The sequence below is a fragment of the Vibrio diabolicus genome (genome assembly GCF_011801455.1).
GTDB classification, from domain to species: Bacteria; Pseudomonadota; Gammaproteobacteria; order Enterobacterales; family Vibrionaceae; genus Vibrio; species Vibrio diabolicus.
Genome location: NZ_CP042451.1, coordinates 266,357 through 281,011, shown reverse-complemented (window position 1 = coordinate 281,011; position 14,655 = coordinate 266,357). Strand labels below are relative to the sequence as shown.

Annotated in this window: 15 protein-coding genes; 10 read left to right on the top strand and 5 right to left on the bottom strand. The window is 47.0% G+C overall.

Going from position 1 to position 14,655, the window contains the following annotated elements:
- Positions 1–103 precede the first annotated feature (103 nt).
- Positions 104–991 (top strand): DMT family transporter, encoded by an 888-nt coding sequence (locus FR741_RS01335; protein WP_005381469.1) that lies wholly within the window; start codon positions 104–106, stop codon positions 989–991.
- An 82-nt stretch (positions 992–1,073) separates the two neighbouring features.
- Here the strand turns inward: FR741_RS01335 and gpmM are convergent, their stop codons facing one another.
- Entirely contained in the window at positions 1,074–2,606 is a 1,533-nt protein-coding gene (gpmM, locus tag FR741_RS01330; protein WP_167426171.1) for a 2,3-bisphosphoglycerate-independent phosphoglycerate mutase, read from the bottom strand.
- Between the two features lie 547 nt (positions 2,607–3,153).
- Between gpmM and FR741_RS01325 the strand changes: the two genes are divergently transcribed.
- The 5 genes from FR741_RS01325 (at position 3,154) to FR741_RS01305 (ending at position 7,603) form a co-directional block, all read left to right on the top strand.
- The gene (locus FR741_RS01325; protein ID WP_005395399.1) at positions 3,154–3,588 is read left to right on the top strand and encodes a rhodanese-like domain-containing protein; all 435 of its coding nucleotides are present in this window, start codon (positions 3,154–3,156) and stop codon (positions 3,586–3,588) included.
- A 246-nt stretch (positions 3,589–3,834) separates the two neighbouring features.
- On the top strand, positions 3,835–4,299 hold the full coding sequence (gene secB / locus FR741_RS01320) for a protein-export chaperone SecB (protein WP_005395400.1): 465 nt from the start codon (positions 3,835–3,837) through the stop codon (positions 4,297–4,299).
- Positions 4,300–4,494: 195 nt separating this feature from the next.
- Complete coding sequence (gene gpsA, locus FR741_RS01315; RefSeq protein ID WP_005395404.1) at positions 4,495–5,532, top strand: NAD(P)H-dependent glycerol-3-phosphate dehydrogenase; 1,038 nt, start codon at positions 4,495–4,497, stop codon at positions 5,530–5,532.
- A 78-nt stretch (positions 5,533–5,610) separates the two neighbouring features.
- Positions 5,611–6,432 carry a serine O-acetyltransferase gene (gene cysE, locus FR741_RS01310; protein WP_005395410.1) on the top strand — a complete coding sequence of 274 codons (822 nt, stop codon included), beginning with the start codon at positions 5,611–5,613 and terminating at the stop codon, positions 6,430–6,432.
- A 25-nt stretch (positions 6,433–6,457) separates the two neighbouring features.
- Positions 6,458–7,603, top strand: coding sequence for a murein hydrolase activator EnvC family protein (locus tag FR741_RS01305; protein WP_047010262.1), 1,146 nt, complete (start codon positions 6,458–6,460; stop codon positions 7,601–7,603).
- Positions 7,604–7,676: 73 nt separating this feature from the next.
- On the opposite strand, the gene FR741_RS01300 is transcribed toward FR741_RS01305, so the two are convergent.
- From FR741_RS01300 to epmA, 4 genes are all read right to left on the bottom strand, one after another.
- The gene (locus FR741_RS01300) at positions 7,677–8,633 is read right to left on the bottom strand and encodes a DHH family phosphoesterase (RefSeq protein ID WP_167426170.1); all 957 of its coding nucleotides are present in this window, start codon (positions 8,631–8,633) and stop codon (positions 7,677–7,679) included.
- A gap of 217 nt (positions 8,634–8,850) precedes the next feature.
- Positions 8,851–9,486 (bottom strand): TetR/AcrR family transcriptional regulator, encoded by a 636-nt coding sequence (locus tag FR741_RS01295; RefSeq protein WP_005395413.1) that lies wholly within the window; start codon positions 9,484–9,486, stop codon positions 8,851–8,853.
- Positions 9,487–9,507: 21 nt separating this feature from the next.
- Positions 9,508–9,882: a VanZ family protein gene (locus FR741_RS01290; protein ID WP_005395414.1), complete on the bottom strand. Its 375-nt coding sequence runs from the start codon at positions 9,880–9,882 to the stop codon at positions 9,508–9,510.
- A gap of 9 nt (positions 9,883–9,891) precedes the next feature.
- Entirely contained in the window at positions 9,892–10,863 is a 972-nt protein-coding gene (gene epmA / locus FR741_RS01285) for an elongation factor P--(R)-beta-lysine ligase (RefSeq protein WP_054868158.1), read from the bottom strand.
- Between the two features lie 435 nt (positions 10,864–11,298).
- Here epmA and frdA point away from each other — a divergent pair, with 435 nt between their 5' ends.
- Genes frdA through frdD form a run of 4 tightly spaced genes read left to right on the top strand, consistent with a single transcriptional unit; the run spans position 11,299 to position 14,630 of the window.
- Positions 11,299–13,098, top strand: coding sequence for a fumarate reductase (quinol) flavoprotein subunit (gene frdA, locus FR741_RS01280; protein WP_167426169.1), 1,800 nt, complete (start codon positions 11,299–11,301; stop codon positions 13,096–13,098).
- On the top strand, positions 13,098–13,856 hold the full coding sequence (locus FR741_RS01275; RefSeq protein ID WP_005381489.1) for a succinate dehydrogenase/fumarate reductase iron-sulfur subunit: 759 nt from the start codon (positions 13,098–13,100) through the stop codon (positions 13,854–13,856). Before frdA ends, FR741_RS01275 begins: the two co-directional genes overlap by 1 nt.
- Before the next feature lie 2 nt (positions 13,857–13,858).
- Positions 13,859–14,242, top strand: coding sequence for a fumarate reductase subunit FrdC (frdC, locus tag FR741_RS01270; protein ID WP_005395419.1), 384 nt, complete (start codon positions 13,859–13,861; stop codon positions 14,240–14,242).
- A gap of 10 nt (positions 14,243–14,252) precedes the next feature.
- The gene (gene frdD / locus FR741_RS01265) at positions 14,253–14,630 is read left to right on the top strand and encodes a fumarate reductase subunit FrdD (protein ID WP_005395421.1); all 378 of its coding nucleotides are present in this window, start codon (positions 14,253–14,255) and stop codon (positions 14,628–14,630) included.
- Positions 14,631–14,655 lie beyond the last annotated feature (25 nt).

Genomic DNA, 14,655 nt, shown 5'->3' with positions numbered 1-14,655 from the left:
CATGGAGCTGTTCGCCAGCTATTGCCCTCACAGAGCTGCTTTTACATCCATTAAATTTCGTGCATATTAAGACTCCTCTACTCTACAAGGACGTCGACACATCATGGGTTACGAATGGCTTGCTTTATGTGCCGCTTTTCTGTGGGCAGTTTCTAGCCTTATTTCTGTCATTCCTGCACAACACCTAGGCGCATTTTCTTACAGCCGCTGGCGCATGGGCTGTACGGCCGTGATCTTATCAACAATGGCCTGGATAACTGGCGGCTGGTTAACGGTTTCTTGGGAACATGTAACGCCAATGATGGCGTCGGGTCTGATTGGAATTTTCATCGGTGATACCGCTCTGTTTGCGTGCTTGAATCGTATGGGACCAAGACAAGCCGGACTACTGTTTTCCTGCCATGCGGTATTCTCGGCCATTTTGGGCTACTTCTTATTTAGCGAAGTCATGACCACAATAGAACTACTGGGCGCATCATTGGTATTTAGCGGCGTGGTGATGGCGATATTCTTTGGCCGAAGAGGTCAAGTGAATAACGTCTTGGAAGACATTAAAGGTAACATCTGGGTGGGTATTGGACTTGGCTTAACCGCAGCAATGTGCCAAGCATTGGGCGGCATCATCGCCAAGCCAGTAATGCAAACCAGTATTGACCCCGTTGCGGCTTCTGCTATTCGAATGATCAGTGCATTTTTCGCCCACAGCATGTTGTTAGTTCTAGGGGTCAAAGTCGCTCGCTCGACACAACACATTACTTGGCGAGTATTTGGTATTACTGCGCTTAACGGTTTCTTGGCGATGGCCGTCGGCATGACGCTGATCTTATACGCACTGCAAGAAGGAAATGTAGGTATGGTTGCACTGCTATCTTCAACCACGCCAATTATGTTGCTACCGCTACTCTGGATTTACACTAAACGCCGACCAAACCGATTTGCATGGTTGGGCGCAGCCCTAGCTGTGATTGGTGCTGGCATTTTGGTTCAATAACCTTACAGACCAGCCCTTGTTGCCAGATACAAAAAAGCCCGAGTTTAAACTCGGGCTTTTGTCATTCTGAGCAGTTAGTTAATTATTTAACTAGCACTTCACCCGTCATTTCTGCTGGGATTTCTAGACCTGCTAGAGAAAGCATGGTTGGTGCAAGGTCAGACAGTTTGCCGCCTTCTTTGAACTCAACCGCTTTATCACCTACGTAAATAAGAGGAACCGGTAGGTTAGTGTGCGCTGTGTGAGTACCACCCGTTTCTGGGTCAACCATCATTTCTGCGTTACCGTGGTCCGCAGTGATCAGTAGCTGACCGCCAACTTCTTTGATTGCTTCAACTACTTTGCCAACACTTTCATCTAGCGCTTCGATTGCTTTCTCAGCTGCTTCGTAAACGCCAGTGTGACCAACCATATCTGCGTTCGGGTAGTTACAGATGATAGTGTCGAACTTACCAGACTTGATCGCCGCAACCAGTTTCTCTGTAAGCTCAGGGGAGCTCATTTCTGGCTGAAGGTCGTAAGTGGCTACTTTTGGAGAAGCAACAAGCTGGCGCTCTTCGCCTTCAAATTCGTTTTCAACACCGCCGTTGAAGAAGAAAGTCACGTGTGCGTATTTCTCTGTTTCAGAGATACGTAGCTGAGTTTGACCTTGCTTAGACAGCCACTCACCGTACGTGTTTTCTAGAGACGCTGGTGGGAATGCGATTGCTAGAGGGATATCTGCCGCGTATTGAGTCAACATAACGAAGTTAACTGCCGGGAATACCGCACGCTCAAAACCATCAAAGTCAGGCACGAATGCGCGAGTGATTTGACGAGCACGGTCAGCACGGTAGTTCATGAAGATAACCGCATCACCGTCTTGCATGATTGCGTCTTCTTCGCCTTCCGCTTTAATTGCAGTCGATTTCACGAACTCATCGTTCTCTTCACGAGCGTAAGCGGCTTCTAGACCAGCAACGGCGGTTTCTGCTGTAAACTCAGCTTTCGCTTGAGTCAGAAGATCGTAAGCCACTTGAACGCGATCCCAGTTGTTGTCACGGTCCATAGCGTAGTAGCGACCTACTAGAGAAGCAACACGACCTTTACCTAGTTTCGCGAATAGATCTTGGAAACGTTGTAGCGAGTTTTCAGCACTACGTGGTGGCGTGTCACGACCGTCTAGGAAACAGTGTAGGTAGATTTTCTCAGCGCCACGAGCCGCTGCCATTTCAACCGCTGCGTAGATATGGTCTTCATGAGAGTGTACGCCACCTGGAGACATCAGACCCATGATGTGTACCGCTTTCTCTGCTTTAACAGCAGCATCAACTGCTTCAACAAGCGCAGGCGTTTCAGCGAACTCACCGTCAGCGATCGATTTAGTGATACGAGTTAGATCTTGGTATACAACGCGACCTGCGCCAATGTTAGTGTGACCAACTTCTGAGTTACCCATTTGACCATCAGGAAGGCCAACATCCATGCCTGAAGCAGAGATTAGAGTGTGTGGGTTATTCGCAATCAGAGCATCCATTACTGGTGTTTTCGCATTCGCAATTGCGTTACTTGCTGTGTCTTCACGGTAACCGTAACCGTCAAGGATAACTAGAGCCAGTGGCTTCTTAGCTGACATAGTGATGACCTCATCAAATTTAAGTAACTTTTGGCGTAGGGCCTCGCTGCCCTATCTAACCTTGAAACAAAACTAGCGTAATTTTACTACACTTTTTAACCAAAACTGTAGGTTAAGATCAAATAATGTTTGCGATTTATTGTTGCTATCTTACAAGTTAAGCGAACAACGAGTCAGTGCCGACAAACGTGTTCCACAAGCATAGTCATTCCTAATACGCTTTGTACACCCCAGTCTAGGTTCGGTTTTCTTACGCTTCTGATTCTTGTTTTTGCACCCGAAACAGCGCTTATTTAAAGCATTATCGAACAAGATTGGTTAGTACCTATTGTTCGCTTTTTTCGGTAAAACAAAAGTCACTTAAGTCGATAAATCCAATAGGCAAAAACAATCAAGCTACCATAGTCCAAGGCACGGATGGCAATAACATAAAGGGTTTATAGAGATCTCAATTATTCGTTAGAAAATTTTAACCCTCTCGCCTAAGAGGCTTAACCCCGCTATACTCCTGCTTTATTTTTCCGCCAACAGCGTAAGAGCTCAAGACATGCAAGAGTACATTGAATTTTTCCAACAGAACATGATTCTATCTTTGGTTTGGGTAGGTCTTCTTGTCGCCTTTATCATGAACATCGTGAAGTCAGCGACGGCCGCATACAAAGAAATCAACGTAAACCAACTGACTCATCTTATGAACCGTGAAAACGGCGTTGTAGTGGATATCCGCACAAAGGACGAGTTCAAAAAAGGTCATATCACCGACTCACTTCACATTTTACCGTCAGATATCAAAGCGGGTAACTTTGGTAGCCTTGAAAACCACAAATCAGACCCAATCATTGTGGTATGCAAAACAGGGCAAAACGCTCAAGAAAGCGCGAACCTATTAGTAAAAGCAGGCTTTGAAAAAGTAAGCCTACTGAAGAACGGATTGATTGCATGGAACGAAGCGAACCTGCCTTTAGTACGTGGTAAAAAGTAATACCCGGCAGCTTCGATAACGTGGCAGTGGCAAAAGACAAGGTACGCACCAAGCGTGTTTTTGCCAAGCTTCGTGGATAATAAACTGAGCAAATTGAAAGCAGTTGAAGCATTAAGTTGTGACGCTTTGCACGTAATACACGCTTCATCTAGTCAAGGTAGATTGGCTCAGTTAGTCTCGGGACATACCAGTTTTCTGAGTTTAGACGTTTCTAGGCTCTACAAATATTTATTTAAGGATTAAAAAATGGCTGAAGCAGCACCTCAAGAAGCACAACAAAACTTCGCAATTCAACGCATCTTCCTAAAAGACGTTTCTTTCGAAGCGCCAAACTCTCCAGTAATCTTCCAAAAAGAATGGAACCCAGACGTTAAACTAGACCTAGACACTCAAAGCCGTGAGCTTGGTGAAGGCGTTTACGAAGTGGTTCTACGTCTAACTGTAACTGTGAAGAACGAAGAAGAAACAGCGTTCCTATGTGAAGTTCAACAAGGTGGTATCTTCACTGCTGAGCAAATGGAAGCAGGCCAACTAGCACATTGCCTAGGCGCATTCTGCCCGAACATCCTATTCCCATATGCTCGTGAAACTATCTCAAGCCTAGTGGTTAAAGGTACGTTCCCTCAACTGAACCTAGCGCCAGTTAACTTCGACGCGCTATTCATGAACTACCTACAACAGCAAGCTCAACAAGGCGAAGCTGAAGCGTAATTCACGTTTTGTAAGTGACGAATAGCCTGAGTGCTGACGTCACCGACTCTAATAAAATGCACAGAGCGTCTACCATCCGATGCAATGTGCATTTTTTATTTCTAACAAAAGTTCCTAGTTCCTAATCGCCAGAAGGCGTAAAATTTGACGATTAGGAACTAGATTCTACTAGTAGAAAGACAATTAGGCGGTAGCATGACACAAGCAAATACAAACAATGCTTACGGTAAAGACATCGCAATGACGGTGATTGGCGCAGGTTCATACGGTACCTCTCTGGCGATCTCACTCGCTCGTAACGGCGCGAACGTAGTCCTTTGGGGACACGAGCCTGAGCACATGGCACGTTTAGAAGCGGATCGCGCGAACCACGCTTTCTTACCTGACGTTGATTTCCCTGAAAGCTTGATCATTGAATCGGATTTAGAAAAAGCCGTACAAGCAAGCCGAGATTTATTGGTTGTGGTTCCAAGCCATGTTTTTGGCATCGTGCTGAACAGCTGTAAGCCTTTCTTACGTGAAGACTCTCGTATCTGCTGGGCAACCAAAGGTCTTGAGCCAGAAACGGGTCGTCTGCTGAAAGACGTCGCTTATGACATTATCGGTGAAAACTACTCACTGGCTGTATTGTCTGGCCCAACGTTCGCCAAAGAGCTCGCGATGGGCATGCCTACTGCAATTTCAGTTGCTTCTCCAGATGCTGAATTTGTCGCTGACCTACAAGAAAAAATCCACTGCAGCAAAACCTTCCGCGTGTACGCCAATAGTGACTTTATCGGCATGCAATTGGGCGGCGCGGTGAAAAACGTTATCGCAATTGGTGCAGGTATGTCTGACGGCATCGGTTTTGGAGCCAACGCGCGTACTGCATTGATTACTCGTGGTTTGGCCGAAATGAGTCGTCTTGGTGCTGCGCTTGGTGCAAAACCAGAAACCTTCATGGGTATGGCTGGTTTAGGCGACCTTGTCCTAACGTGTACCGACAACCAATCACGTAACCGCCGCTTTGGTTTAGCGCTAGGTCAAGGTAAAGACGTCGACACGGCACAAGAAGAAATTGGCCAAGTCGTAGAAGGCTACCGCAACACGAAAGAAGTATGGATGCTCTCTCAACGCATGGGTGTTGAGATGCCAATTGTTGATCAAATTTATCAAGTATTGTATCAAGGGAAGGATGCACGCCTGGCAGCGCAAGATTTACTTGCTCGTGACAAAAAAGCCGAAGGAAAGTAGCACTCTACGCCCCTTCGCACCTCATCTGAGAAGAATAGAAGTTGTCGGGTCACGGAAGAACCACTCAGGATATTGAGAATGAAACACTGCGAAAAACAAAAAGTCTGGAACAGAATTGTCTCAGAAGCCCGCGAAATGTCAGAGCAAGAGCCAATGCTGGCCAGCTTTTACCATGCCACCATCATCAAGCATGAAAGTTTCTGTGCCGCGCTCAGCTACATTTTGGCAAACAAGTTAAACACGGCATCGATGCCAGCAATGGCAGTACGTGAAGTGGTAGAAGAAGCGTTCTCTGCCGACCCAACCATTACCGATTGTGCCGCTTGTGACATTTGTGCCACGGTTAATCGCGACCCTGCAGTTTCGATGTACTCTATGCCGCTGCTGTACTTAAAGGGCTACCACGCTCTGCAAGGCTACCGCGTGGCAAACTGGCTATGGAAGCAAGGGCGCCATGCACTGGCCACCTACCTGCAAAACCAAATTTCGGTTGCGTGTCAGGTAGACATTCACCCGGCAGCACGCATTGGTAGCGGCATAATGCTCGACCACGCAACGGGTATTGTCATCGGTGAAACTGCAGTTATCGATAATGACGTCTCAATTCTACAAGACGTTACCTTAGGCGGTACGGGTAAAGAGTGCGGCGATCGTCACCCGAAAATCCGTGAAGGTGTGATGATTGGTGCAGGTGCAAAAATTCTTGGCAATATCGAAGTGGGCGAAGGCGCGAAAATCGGCTCTTGCTCTGTGGTATTGCAAGCAGTACCACCACACACAACCGTGGCGGGGGTTCCTGCGAAAATCGTCGGTCGTCCAAAAACGGACAAACCTTCTCTCGATATGGATCAAGGCTTTAATGGTAAATCACAAAGCTTTATCCATGGAGATGGTATTTAATCGTCAACAAACCTTTGACAACAACGTGGTAGGTAAATCTCAAGTGCGAAAACAAAATCACCCTGTTCTACGCTCGGCTATTTTATTAACTTGTGCTTTATCTGCCACATATCCCCTCACCTCTTCTGCCGCTAGTCAACAAGAGCTCAAAGGCGTATCAAGTGAGATAAGCCGTCAACGCAAATCTCTCTCTTCCCAAGAAAAGCAACTCAATGAGCTACAAAAATCGCTCAAAGAGCAAGAACTTGGCATTTCTAAACTTGAACGCGAAATAAGACAAACCAAATCTGAGCTCGCACAAGCAGACAAAAACATAGACAAGCTAGAAGAGAAAATTGCCTTGCAAGAAGCGCAGCGCCAAGAGCAAGAGGAAGAGCTCAAACAGTTGCTGCAAACGTATTACGTGACCGAACGAGCAAAAGCCAATGGGCACTTGTTGAATCAAGGTGTGGAAGAAGACCGCATGAGTCAATACTTCCAGCACTTAGCCAAAGCGCGTGCTGAAGTGATTGATGCAATCACCAAAACCACTCAAGAATTGGCACACAACAAAAACCAGCTTGAGCTAGAAAAAGAGCAAATCGAGACGTTACTCAAACAGCAATCTGAGAAACGTACTGCGCTGGCAAGTACACAATCCAAACGTAAGCAAACCCTGAATAAAATTCAGAGCAGTATCAAGAACGATAAACGCTACCTTGCTGAACTGCAGCGCAACGAAACACGCCTAAAAGCCGAGATCGCCAAAGCGGCTAAGCGTAATGCCGTGCCAATGGATGGACTGGGCAAACAGCGCGGTAAACTGCCATGGCCACTCAAAGGTCGTGTATTACACAACTTCGGTACTCGCCAAACCGGGCAAGTAAACTGGAAGGGAATGGTGCTTGCGGCCAATTACGGTCAACAAGTGAAAGCCGTTTACCCTGGTACTGTCGTATTTGCTGAGTATTTACGCGGGTATGGCTTAGTGGTATTGCTTGACCACGGCAAAGGCGACATGACGCTCTACGGCTACAACCAAGCGTTGACGAAAAAAGAAGGCGATCGCGTGACCGCTGGCGAAGTGATCGCTCTTGCGGGTGATACTGGCGGGCAAGATCGCGCATCACTCTACTTCGAAATTCGCCGCAACAGTGAAGCGCAAAACCCGAAATCTTGGTTGAAGCGCTGATTATCTGACTCATCGACTTATAATAAAAAAGGAGCCACTCGGCTCCTTTTTTGTATTCATATTTTGGCAAATGCTATGCGTAGTACGTTTCTACCGCATCAATAAAAGCACTTACATCATCTTTGCTTAATGTGTTGATGCCTGCCGCCGCTTCTCGGCCGCCACCAGTTGGAAACTGTCCACACACGGCAACGGCGCCTTGTTTGTTGTTCAACGGGGCACGTAGAGAGACCGTGTAAGTGCCATCTGCATTTTCGGTGAGTACTGCATGAGCAGAATCTGGGTTTTGATTTGCCAGCCAGTTGCCATACACACCGCTGATTCGACGTGATGCAGCCGTGTTTGGTAGCTCGAACAGCTTTAGCTTACCGCTCTCATGCGTGGCAGGCACTGCCAGAGCGGCATCCATATCTTGTTGGTAAGCAGACTGCAGTTGGTAGTAAGGCGAAGTTTTATCTTCAATTACATCAAATGGCGACGTGTACTTCAGCAAGGCTTGGTACAAATCCGCAGGATGGAAATGTAAGTCATCCACTTTCGAACCGTAACCGTTGTAATTAATCAAAGTGCCAAGCTCTTTAAGCTGCGCTTTCTGATCGTGTGACAATCCGACCTTGCCAGCCAATTCATCTGCTTTCGCGATCATGTTATCGCCATAAGCCGCCGTAATCGCCCATGTGTGAAAACGTCCATTTAGCAATTGATCGACAATCAACGCCGTACACATGTTGGCATCGAGATCGATGTGCGCATCCAAGTTGCCATGCTGAGGAATATCACCCGCCTTATGGTGATCGGCGTAAAACACGTGCGCGCCTTGAGCCAATGCTTGCTCTAGGCCTACCATGTTCTTTTCCATCGAAATGTCTAACACCGTTAGCTCATCACCCGCTTGCACGTCTACTTTTTCCACCAGCTTGATGTCGCGCTTTACACCAGTAATTAACTGAGCCTCGATAGGATCAGCCAAGCGTAATTGTAGAAGCGCAATGATGCCATCAGCATCGCCATTAAAAATGTCGTAATTCATGGAGCGATAGTTCCTTTATCGAGAGTCATATCCCAGAGAGGGCTGAACGGTATGAGGACTATTGTGCGTGGCATATTTGACAAGTCAACTCGAGCCACGACTCGAAAATGAGAGTGACTCTCGAAATATTAAGCAGTTTGACGTTTAACTGTGTAGATTGCTGACTGCATCTTCCAGTAACAGTAGCTGCTCTAACCCCTGCTCAGTTGCTAATGGTTTAACTGTGTAGATTGCTGACTGCATCTTCCAGTAACAGTAGCTGCTCTAACCCCTGCTCAGTTGCTAATGGCTTAACGACATTAAGCATCTGCAACATCCCTTGCTTCACCATTTGCTCAGTGATGCTGGTTTTCGAAGCCATTGCAGATTGATACGCCAACCAGCTACACGCAATCAAATGCAACGTACACACCAGTGACTTCAACTGCTGTTGATCAACATTAAGCAGCTTCAGCGATACAAACTCTTGCATGATCGCAATGAGGTTCGCTTGCAGCTTTTCTTGCACATCGATGTACTGCTCATGTAACTGCTCATCTCGTGACAAGATCTCAGGTAGATTCGCGTAGAAAAAGCGGTATTTCCACATTAGCGTAAAGATGGAATCTAGGTAGCTCTTCAGCATAGTCAGGCTTTCTTGTGAGCCTTGAATAGGGGTAAATCTTTCTAAAAGTTCTGCTGAATAAAGCGCAAAGATCTCACGAACGATTTCTTGCTTATTACGGAAGTGGTAATACAGATTACCTGGGCTAATTTCGATGTGATCGGCAATGTGATTGGTGGTGATGTTGCGTTCACCATGTTGGTTGAACAACTCCAGTGCCGCGTAGACGATTTTGTCGCGCGTTTTCATTGTTATCGTGTTCCCTCTTCATTAACGAATCGAGTATAGCGACTTCACCAACCTAGGTCGATAGAGGCTCCAAATACGGTAACATAACAGACCAGTTAGAATACCCGTTGAGTTGGCGACAAGGTCTAACCAAGAGGTTTGTCTGCCGACATACCCTTGTAGCCATTCGATGGCAGCACTAAATAATAAGATACCAATCGCCACCGCCCAACGTTGACGCCAACGCCACACGCAAAAGCAACCTAAAAACGCAAATCCGCTGTACGCCATGGCGTGCTGCATTTTATCAAGATACGCAATGTTGCCCCAGTCTTGCAACTCGCCCGAGCTCAACGATAAGTAAGCAATCAGTATTGCGTAGCTGAGAATGACCAAACGTGCAGCAGCCAAGTTCATTGAATATCCTTATGCGATTGGGAATGGAAAAGCCGTCACTTGATCAATGTGGTCACAGCCGAGCGCTAGCATGATCAAACGATCGATGCCTAACGCAACACCCGCACAATCTGGCAACCCTGCCTCCAATGCGGAGATCAAATGATAGTCGATTGGCTGCGGTTTTAAACCCATGTCGAGACGCTTCGCGTTATCTTGCTCAAAACGCGCCAGTTGCTCTTTCGGGTTATCGAGCTCATGGAACCCATTTGCCAGCTCAATTCCCTTAAAATACACCTCAAAGCGATCCGCAACACGATGGTCTTGAGGATTGATTTTCGCAAGCGCCGCCTGTGATGCCGGGAAGTCGTACACAAAAGCAGGCACATCCTGACCAATTTTGTGTTCGACTCCCACGCTAAATAGCAATTGCAGTAACGTATCGCGATCTTCTTCAGGCTCTGCAATGTCACTCAAACCCAGCTTGCTTGCCGCCGTTTTCAGCTCCGTCATCGAGCCTTCTAGTGGACACACACCCAACACATCAATGAAGGCTTGTTGATACGTCATGCGCTGCGCTGCGCCACACTTCAATACCAACTGCAATAGGTCATCCATTTCATCCATCAGCTTGTGATGGTCAAAGCCAACGCGATACCACTCCAACATCGTGAATTCTGGATTGTGGTAACGACCATTTTCTTCGTTACGAAATGCTTTGTTGATTTGATAAATACAACCGCTGCCAGCCGCCAGCAGGCGCTTCATGTGGAATTCAGGGCTGGTCATAAAGAACAGCTTGCTACCATCGGCATAACCCGGGCCAACAAACTCGGTTTGGAAAGTATGCAAATGAATGTCAGTCACGGTTGCGTGACTCATGGCTGGCGTGTCGACTTCCATCACCTGTCGATCAGCGAAGAATTGGCGAATCGACGCGATTAACGTCGCACGTTGACGAAGTTGGTCAATGGAAGCAGTAGGTTGCCAGTTGGTTTGCATAACAAGTCTCTCAAACTTTAATTCAGCGAGGAAAGTCTCATTCTACATGCTTTTTACTCTTCAAGAAGAGAGGAATATCCCTTCTTCTTTTTACTAACGTGCTCGCCTATTTGAGGCAAGTATTACTCGTGCCGCAGCACAAAAAACACTCAGTTAAAATCCTATTATCCATGCGGTTAATGTCACGCAACACAGGTTTAACATCCCTAATGTTAATGCTTGAGGGCCAAAACCTCGATGCCGTGATAGCAGTCACATAACCTATAAATTCTATGCCCTTAAGTGCATTACCGAAGCAAAAACCCAATTACATCAATTTTTCTGCCATGTGGCTCATCTACACTAACCCTACTACTTTTGGGGAGTTCTTTTTAAAGAGCGCCTCGTAATGACAATAACAAGCGGATTTCCGCAATCACACACTGGAGGATAACTGTGCAAATTATCACCACAGATATCGCAGTCATCGGCGCAGGCGGCGCTGGTCTTCGTACTGCTATTGCAGCGGCTGAAGCAAACCCAGACTTAGAAGTCGCTCTGATTTCTAAAGTTTATCCAATGCGCTCCCACACGGTCGCTGCAGAGGGTGGCTCAGCAGCAGTTATCAAGGATGAAGATAGCTTAGACAACCACTTCAACGACACTGTTGGCGGTGGTGACTGGCTATGTGAACAGGACGTTGTTGAATACTTTGTAGAGAACGCGACTCGCGAAATGATCCAAATGGAGCAATGGGGTTGCCCATGGAGTCGTAAAGAGAACGGTGAAGTCAACGTACGCCGCTTTGGTGGTATGAAGGTTGAACGTACTTGGTTCGCTGCAGATAAAACTGGCTTCCACATGCTTCATACGCTATTCCAGACATCCATGAAGTACAGCAACATCAAACGCTTTGATGAGTACTTTGTGGTGGATCTGCTTGTTGATGAAGGCGAAGTTCAAGGTCTGATTGCTATTCACATGTCTGAAGGCGAGCTTGTTACTATCAAAGCAAAATCTGTTGTTCTAGCAACAGGTGGCGCGGGCCGTGTTTACCACTGTAACACCAACGGCGGTATCGTAACGGGCGATGGCATGGCAATGGCTTACCGTCACGGCGTTCCTCTACGTGATATGGAATTCGTTCAATACCACCCAACCGGTCTTCCTGGCACAGGTATCCTGATGACGGAAGGTTGTCGTGGTGAAGGCGGTATCATCGTTAACAAGAACGGCTACCGTTACTTACAAGATTACGGCATGGGCCCTGAAACTCCAGTTGGCCAACCGAAGAACAAATACATGGAACTGGGTCCTCGTGACAAAGTTTCTCAAGCTTTCTGGCACGAACAACAGAAAGGCAACACCATCAAACACCCACTGGGTGACGTGGTGCACCTAGACCTTCGCCACCTTGGTGAAGAGTACCTACAAGAGCGTCTACCGTTCATCTGTGAGCTAGCAAAAGCTTACGTAAACGTAGACCCTGCAAAAGAGCCAATTCCAATTCGTCCAACGGTTCACTACACCATGGGTGGTATCGAGACAAACGGCGGCTGTGAAACTCGCATTAAAGGTCTATTCGCGGTTGGTGAATGTGCGTCTGTTGGTCTTCATGGTGCAAACCGTCTAGGTTCTAACTCATTGGCTGAGTTTGTGGTATTTGGTCGCGTAGCGGGTGAAAACGCAGTGAAACGCGCTGAAGAATTCAAAGGTTGGAACGAGTCTGCAATCGATGCTCAAGTGAAAGCAGTTGAAGAGCGTATCGCCAAACTGATGAACCAAGAAGGTGATGAGAACTGGGCAAACATCCGCACTGAAATGGGTCATACCATGGAAGCGGGTTGTGGTATCTACCGTCAAGAAGATTTGATGCAAGAAACCATTAACAAGATCACCGAACTAAAAGAACGCTACAAACGCATCAGCATTAAAGACAAAGGCAAAGTGTTTAACACTGATCTTCTGTACGCAATTGAAGTGGGTTACGGCCTAGAAGTCGCAGAAGCGATGGTTCACTCTGCGATTCTACGTAAAGAATCTCGCGGCGCGCACCAACGTCTGGACGACGGTTGTACAGAGCGTGATGACGCGAACTTCCTAAAACACTCACTTGCTTTCTACAAACCAGATTCAGCGCCAAGTATCGATTACAGCAATGTGACTATCACTAAGTCACAACCAAAAGCTCGTCTATACGGTGAAGCAGCAGAAAAAGCCGCAGCTGAAGAGAAGAACGCAGAGGAGCAAGCATAATGTCAGCAAATCGCATTCAAAAAGTAGACATTCTGCGTTATGACCCAGAAAAAGATGCAGAACCATACAAGCAAACATTCGAAGTTCCATTCGATGAAACCATGTCTGTGCTTGACGCACTGGGCTACATTAAAGATCACCTAGACAAAGATCTGTCTTACCGTTGGTCTTGCCGTATGGCGATCTGTGGTTCTTGCGGCATCATGGTGAACAACGTACCGAAGCTTGCTTGTAAGAGCTTCCTACGTGATTACCCAGACGGTGTGACTATCGAGCCTCTAGCAAACTTCCCAATCGAAAAAGACTTGATTGTTGATATGACACCGTTCATCGAACGTCTTGAGGCAATCAAACCGTACATCATTGGTAACGACCGTAAACCAGAAGACGGTACGAACTTGCAAACGCCAGAGCAAATGGCGAAATACAAGCAGTTCGCTGGTTGTATCAACTGCGGTCTATGCTACGCGGCGTGTCCTCAGTTTGGTCTAAACCCTGAGTTCATCGGTCCTGCGGCACTAACGCTAGCGCACCGCTACAACCTAGACAGCCGTGACAACGGTAAAGATGAGCGCATGAAGCTTATCAACGGTGAAAACGGTGCTTGGGGTTGTACGTTTGTTGGTTACTGTTCTGAAGTTTGTCCGAAGAACGTTGACCCAGCAGCGGCAGTAAACCAAGGCAAAGTGGAGTCTTCTATGGACTTCGTGATTGCTATGTTGAAACCTGATGGTTCACCAAAGAAAGTGGAGGCATAAGGATGAGCAATCGTAAACCTTACGTTCGTGAAGTAAAACGCACTTGGTGGAAGAACCATCCTTTCTACCGCTTCTACATGCTACGTGAAGCGACTGTGCTGCCTTTGATCCTATTCACTCTGTTCCTAACTTTCGGTTTAGGTTGCTTGGTGAAAGGCCCTGAAGCATGGCAAGGTTGGTTGGATTTTATGGCAAACCCAATCGTAGTCGCAATCAACATCGTTGCACTACTAGGTAGCCTATTCCACGCTCAAACTTTCTTCAGCATGATGCCACAAGTAATGCCAATTCGTTTGAAAGGCAAACTAGTGGACAAGAAAATCATCGTATTGACTCAGTGGGCCGCGGTTGCGTTCATCTCACTGATCGTTCTCATCGTGGTGTAAGGAGCTGAGCATGAAACCGAATTATAGTGTAAACACATCACCAAAACGTTCTGATGAGCCAATCTGGTGGGGTCTATTTGGTGCTGGCGGTACTTGGTTCGCGATGATCACGCCAATCACGGTATTGGTGCTAGGTATCTTGGTCCCACTAGGCGTGATTGATGCAGAAGCGATGAGCTACGAGCGTGTCTCCGAATTCGCAACCAGTATCATCGGTGCGCTATTCATCATTGGCACCCTAGCTCTACCAATGTGGCATGCGATGCACCGTGTACACCACGGCATGCACGACCTTAAATTCCACACTGGTGTGATAGGTAAAATTGCATGCTATGCATTTGCAGGCCTCATTACTGCACTAGCCGTTATCTTTATCTTCATGATTTAAGATACTGACTAAAAAGAAAAAGCTG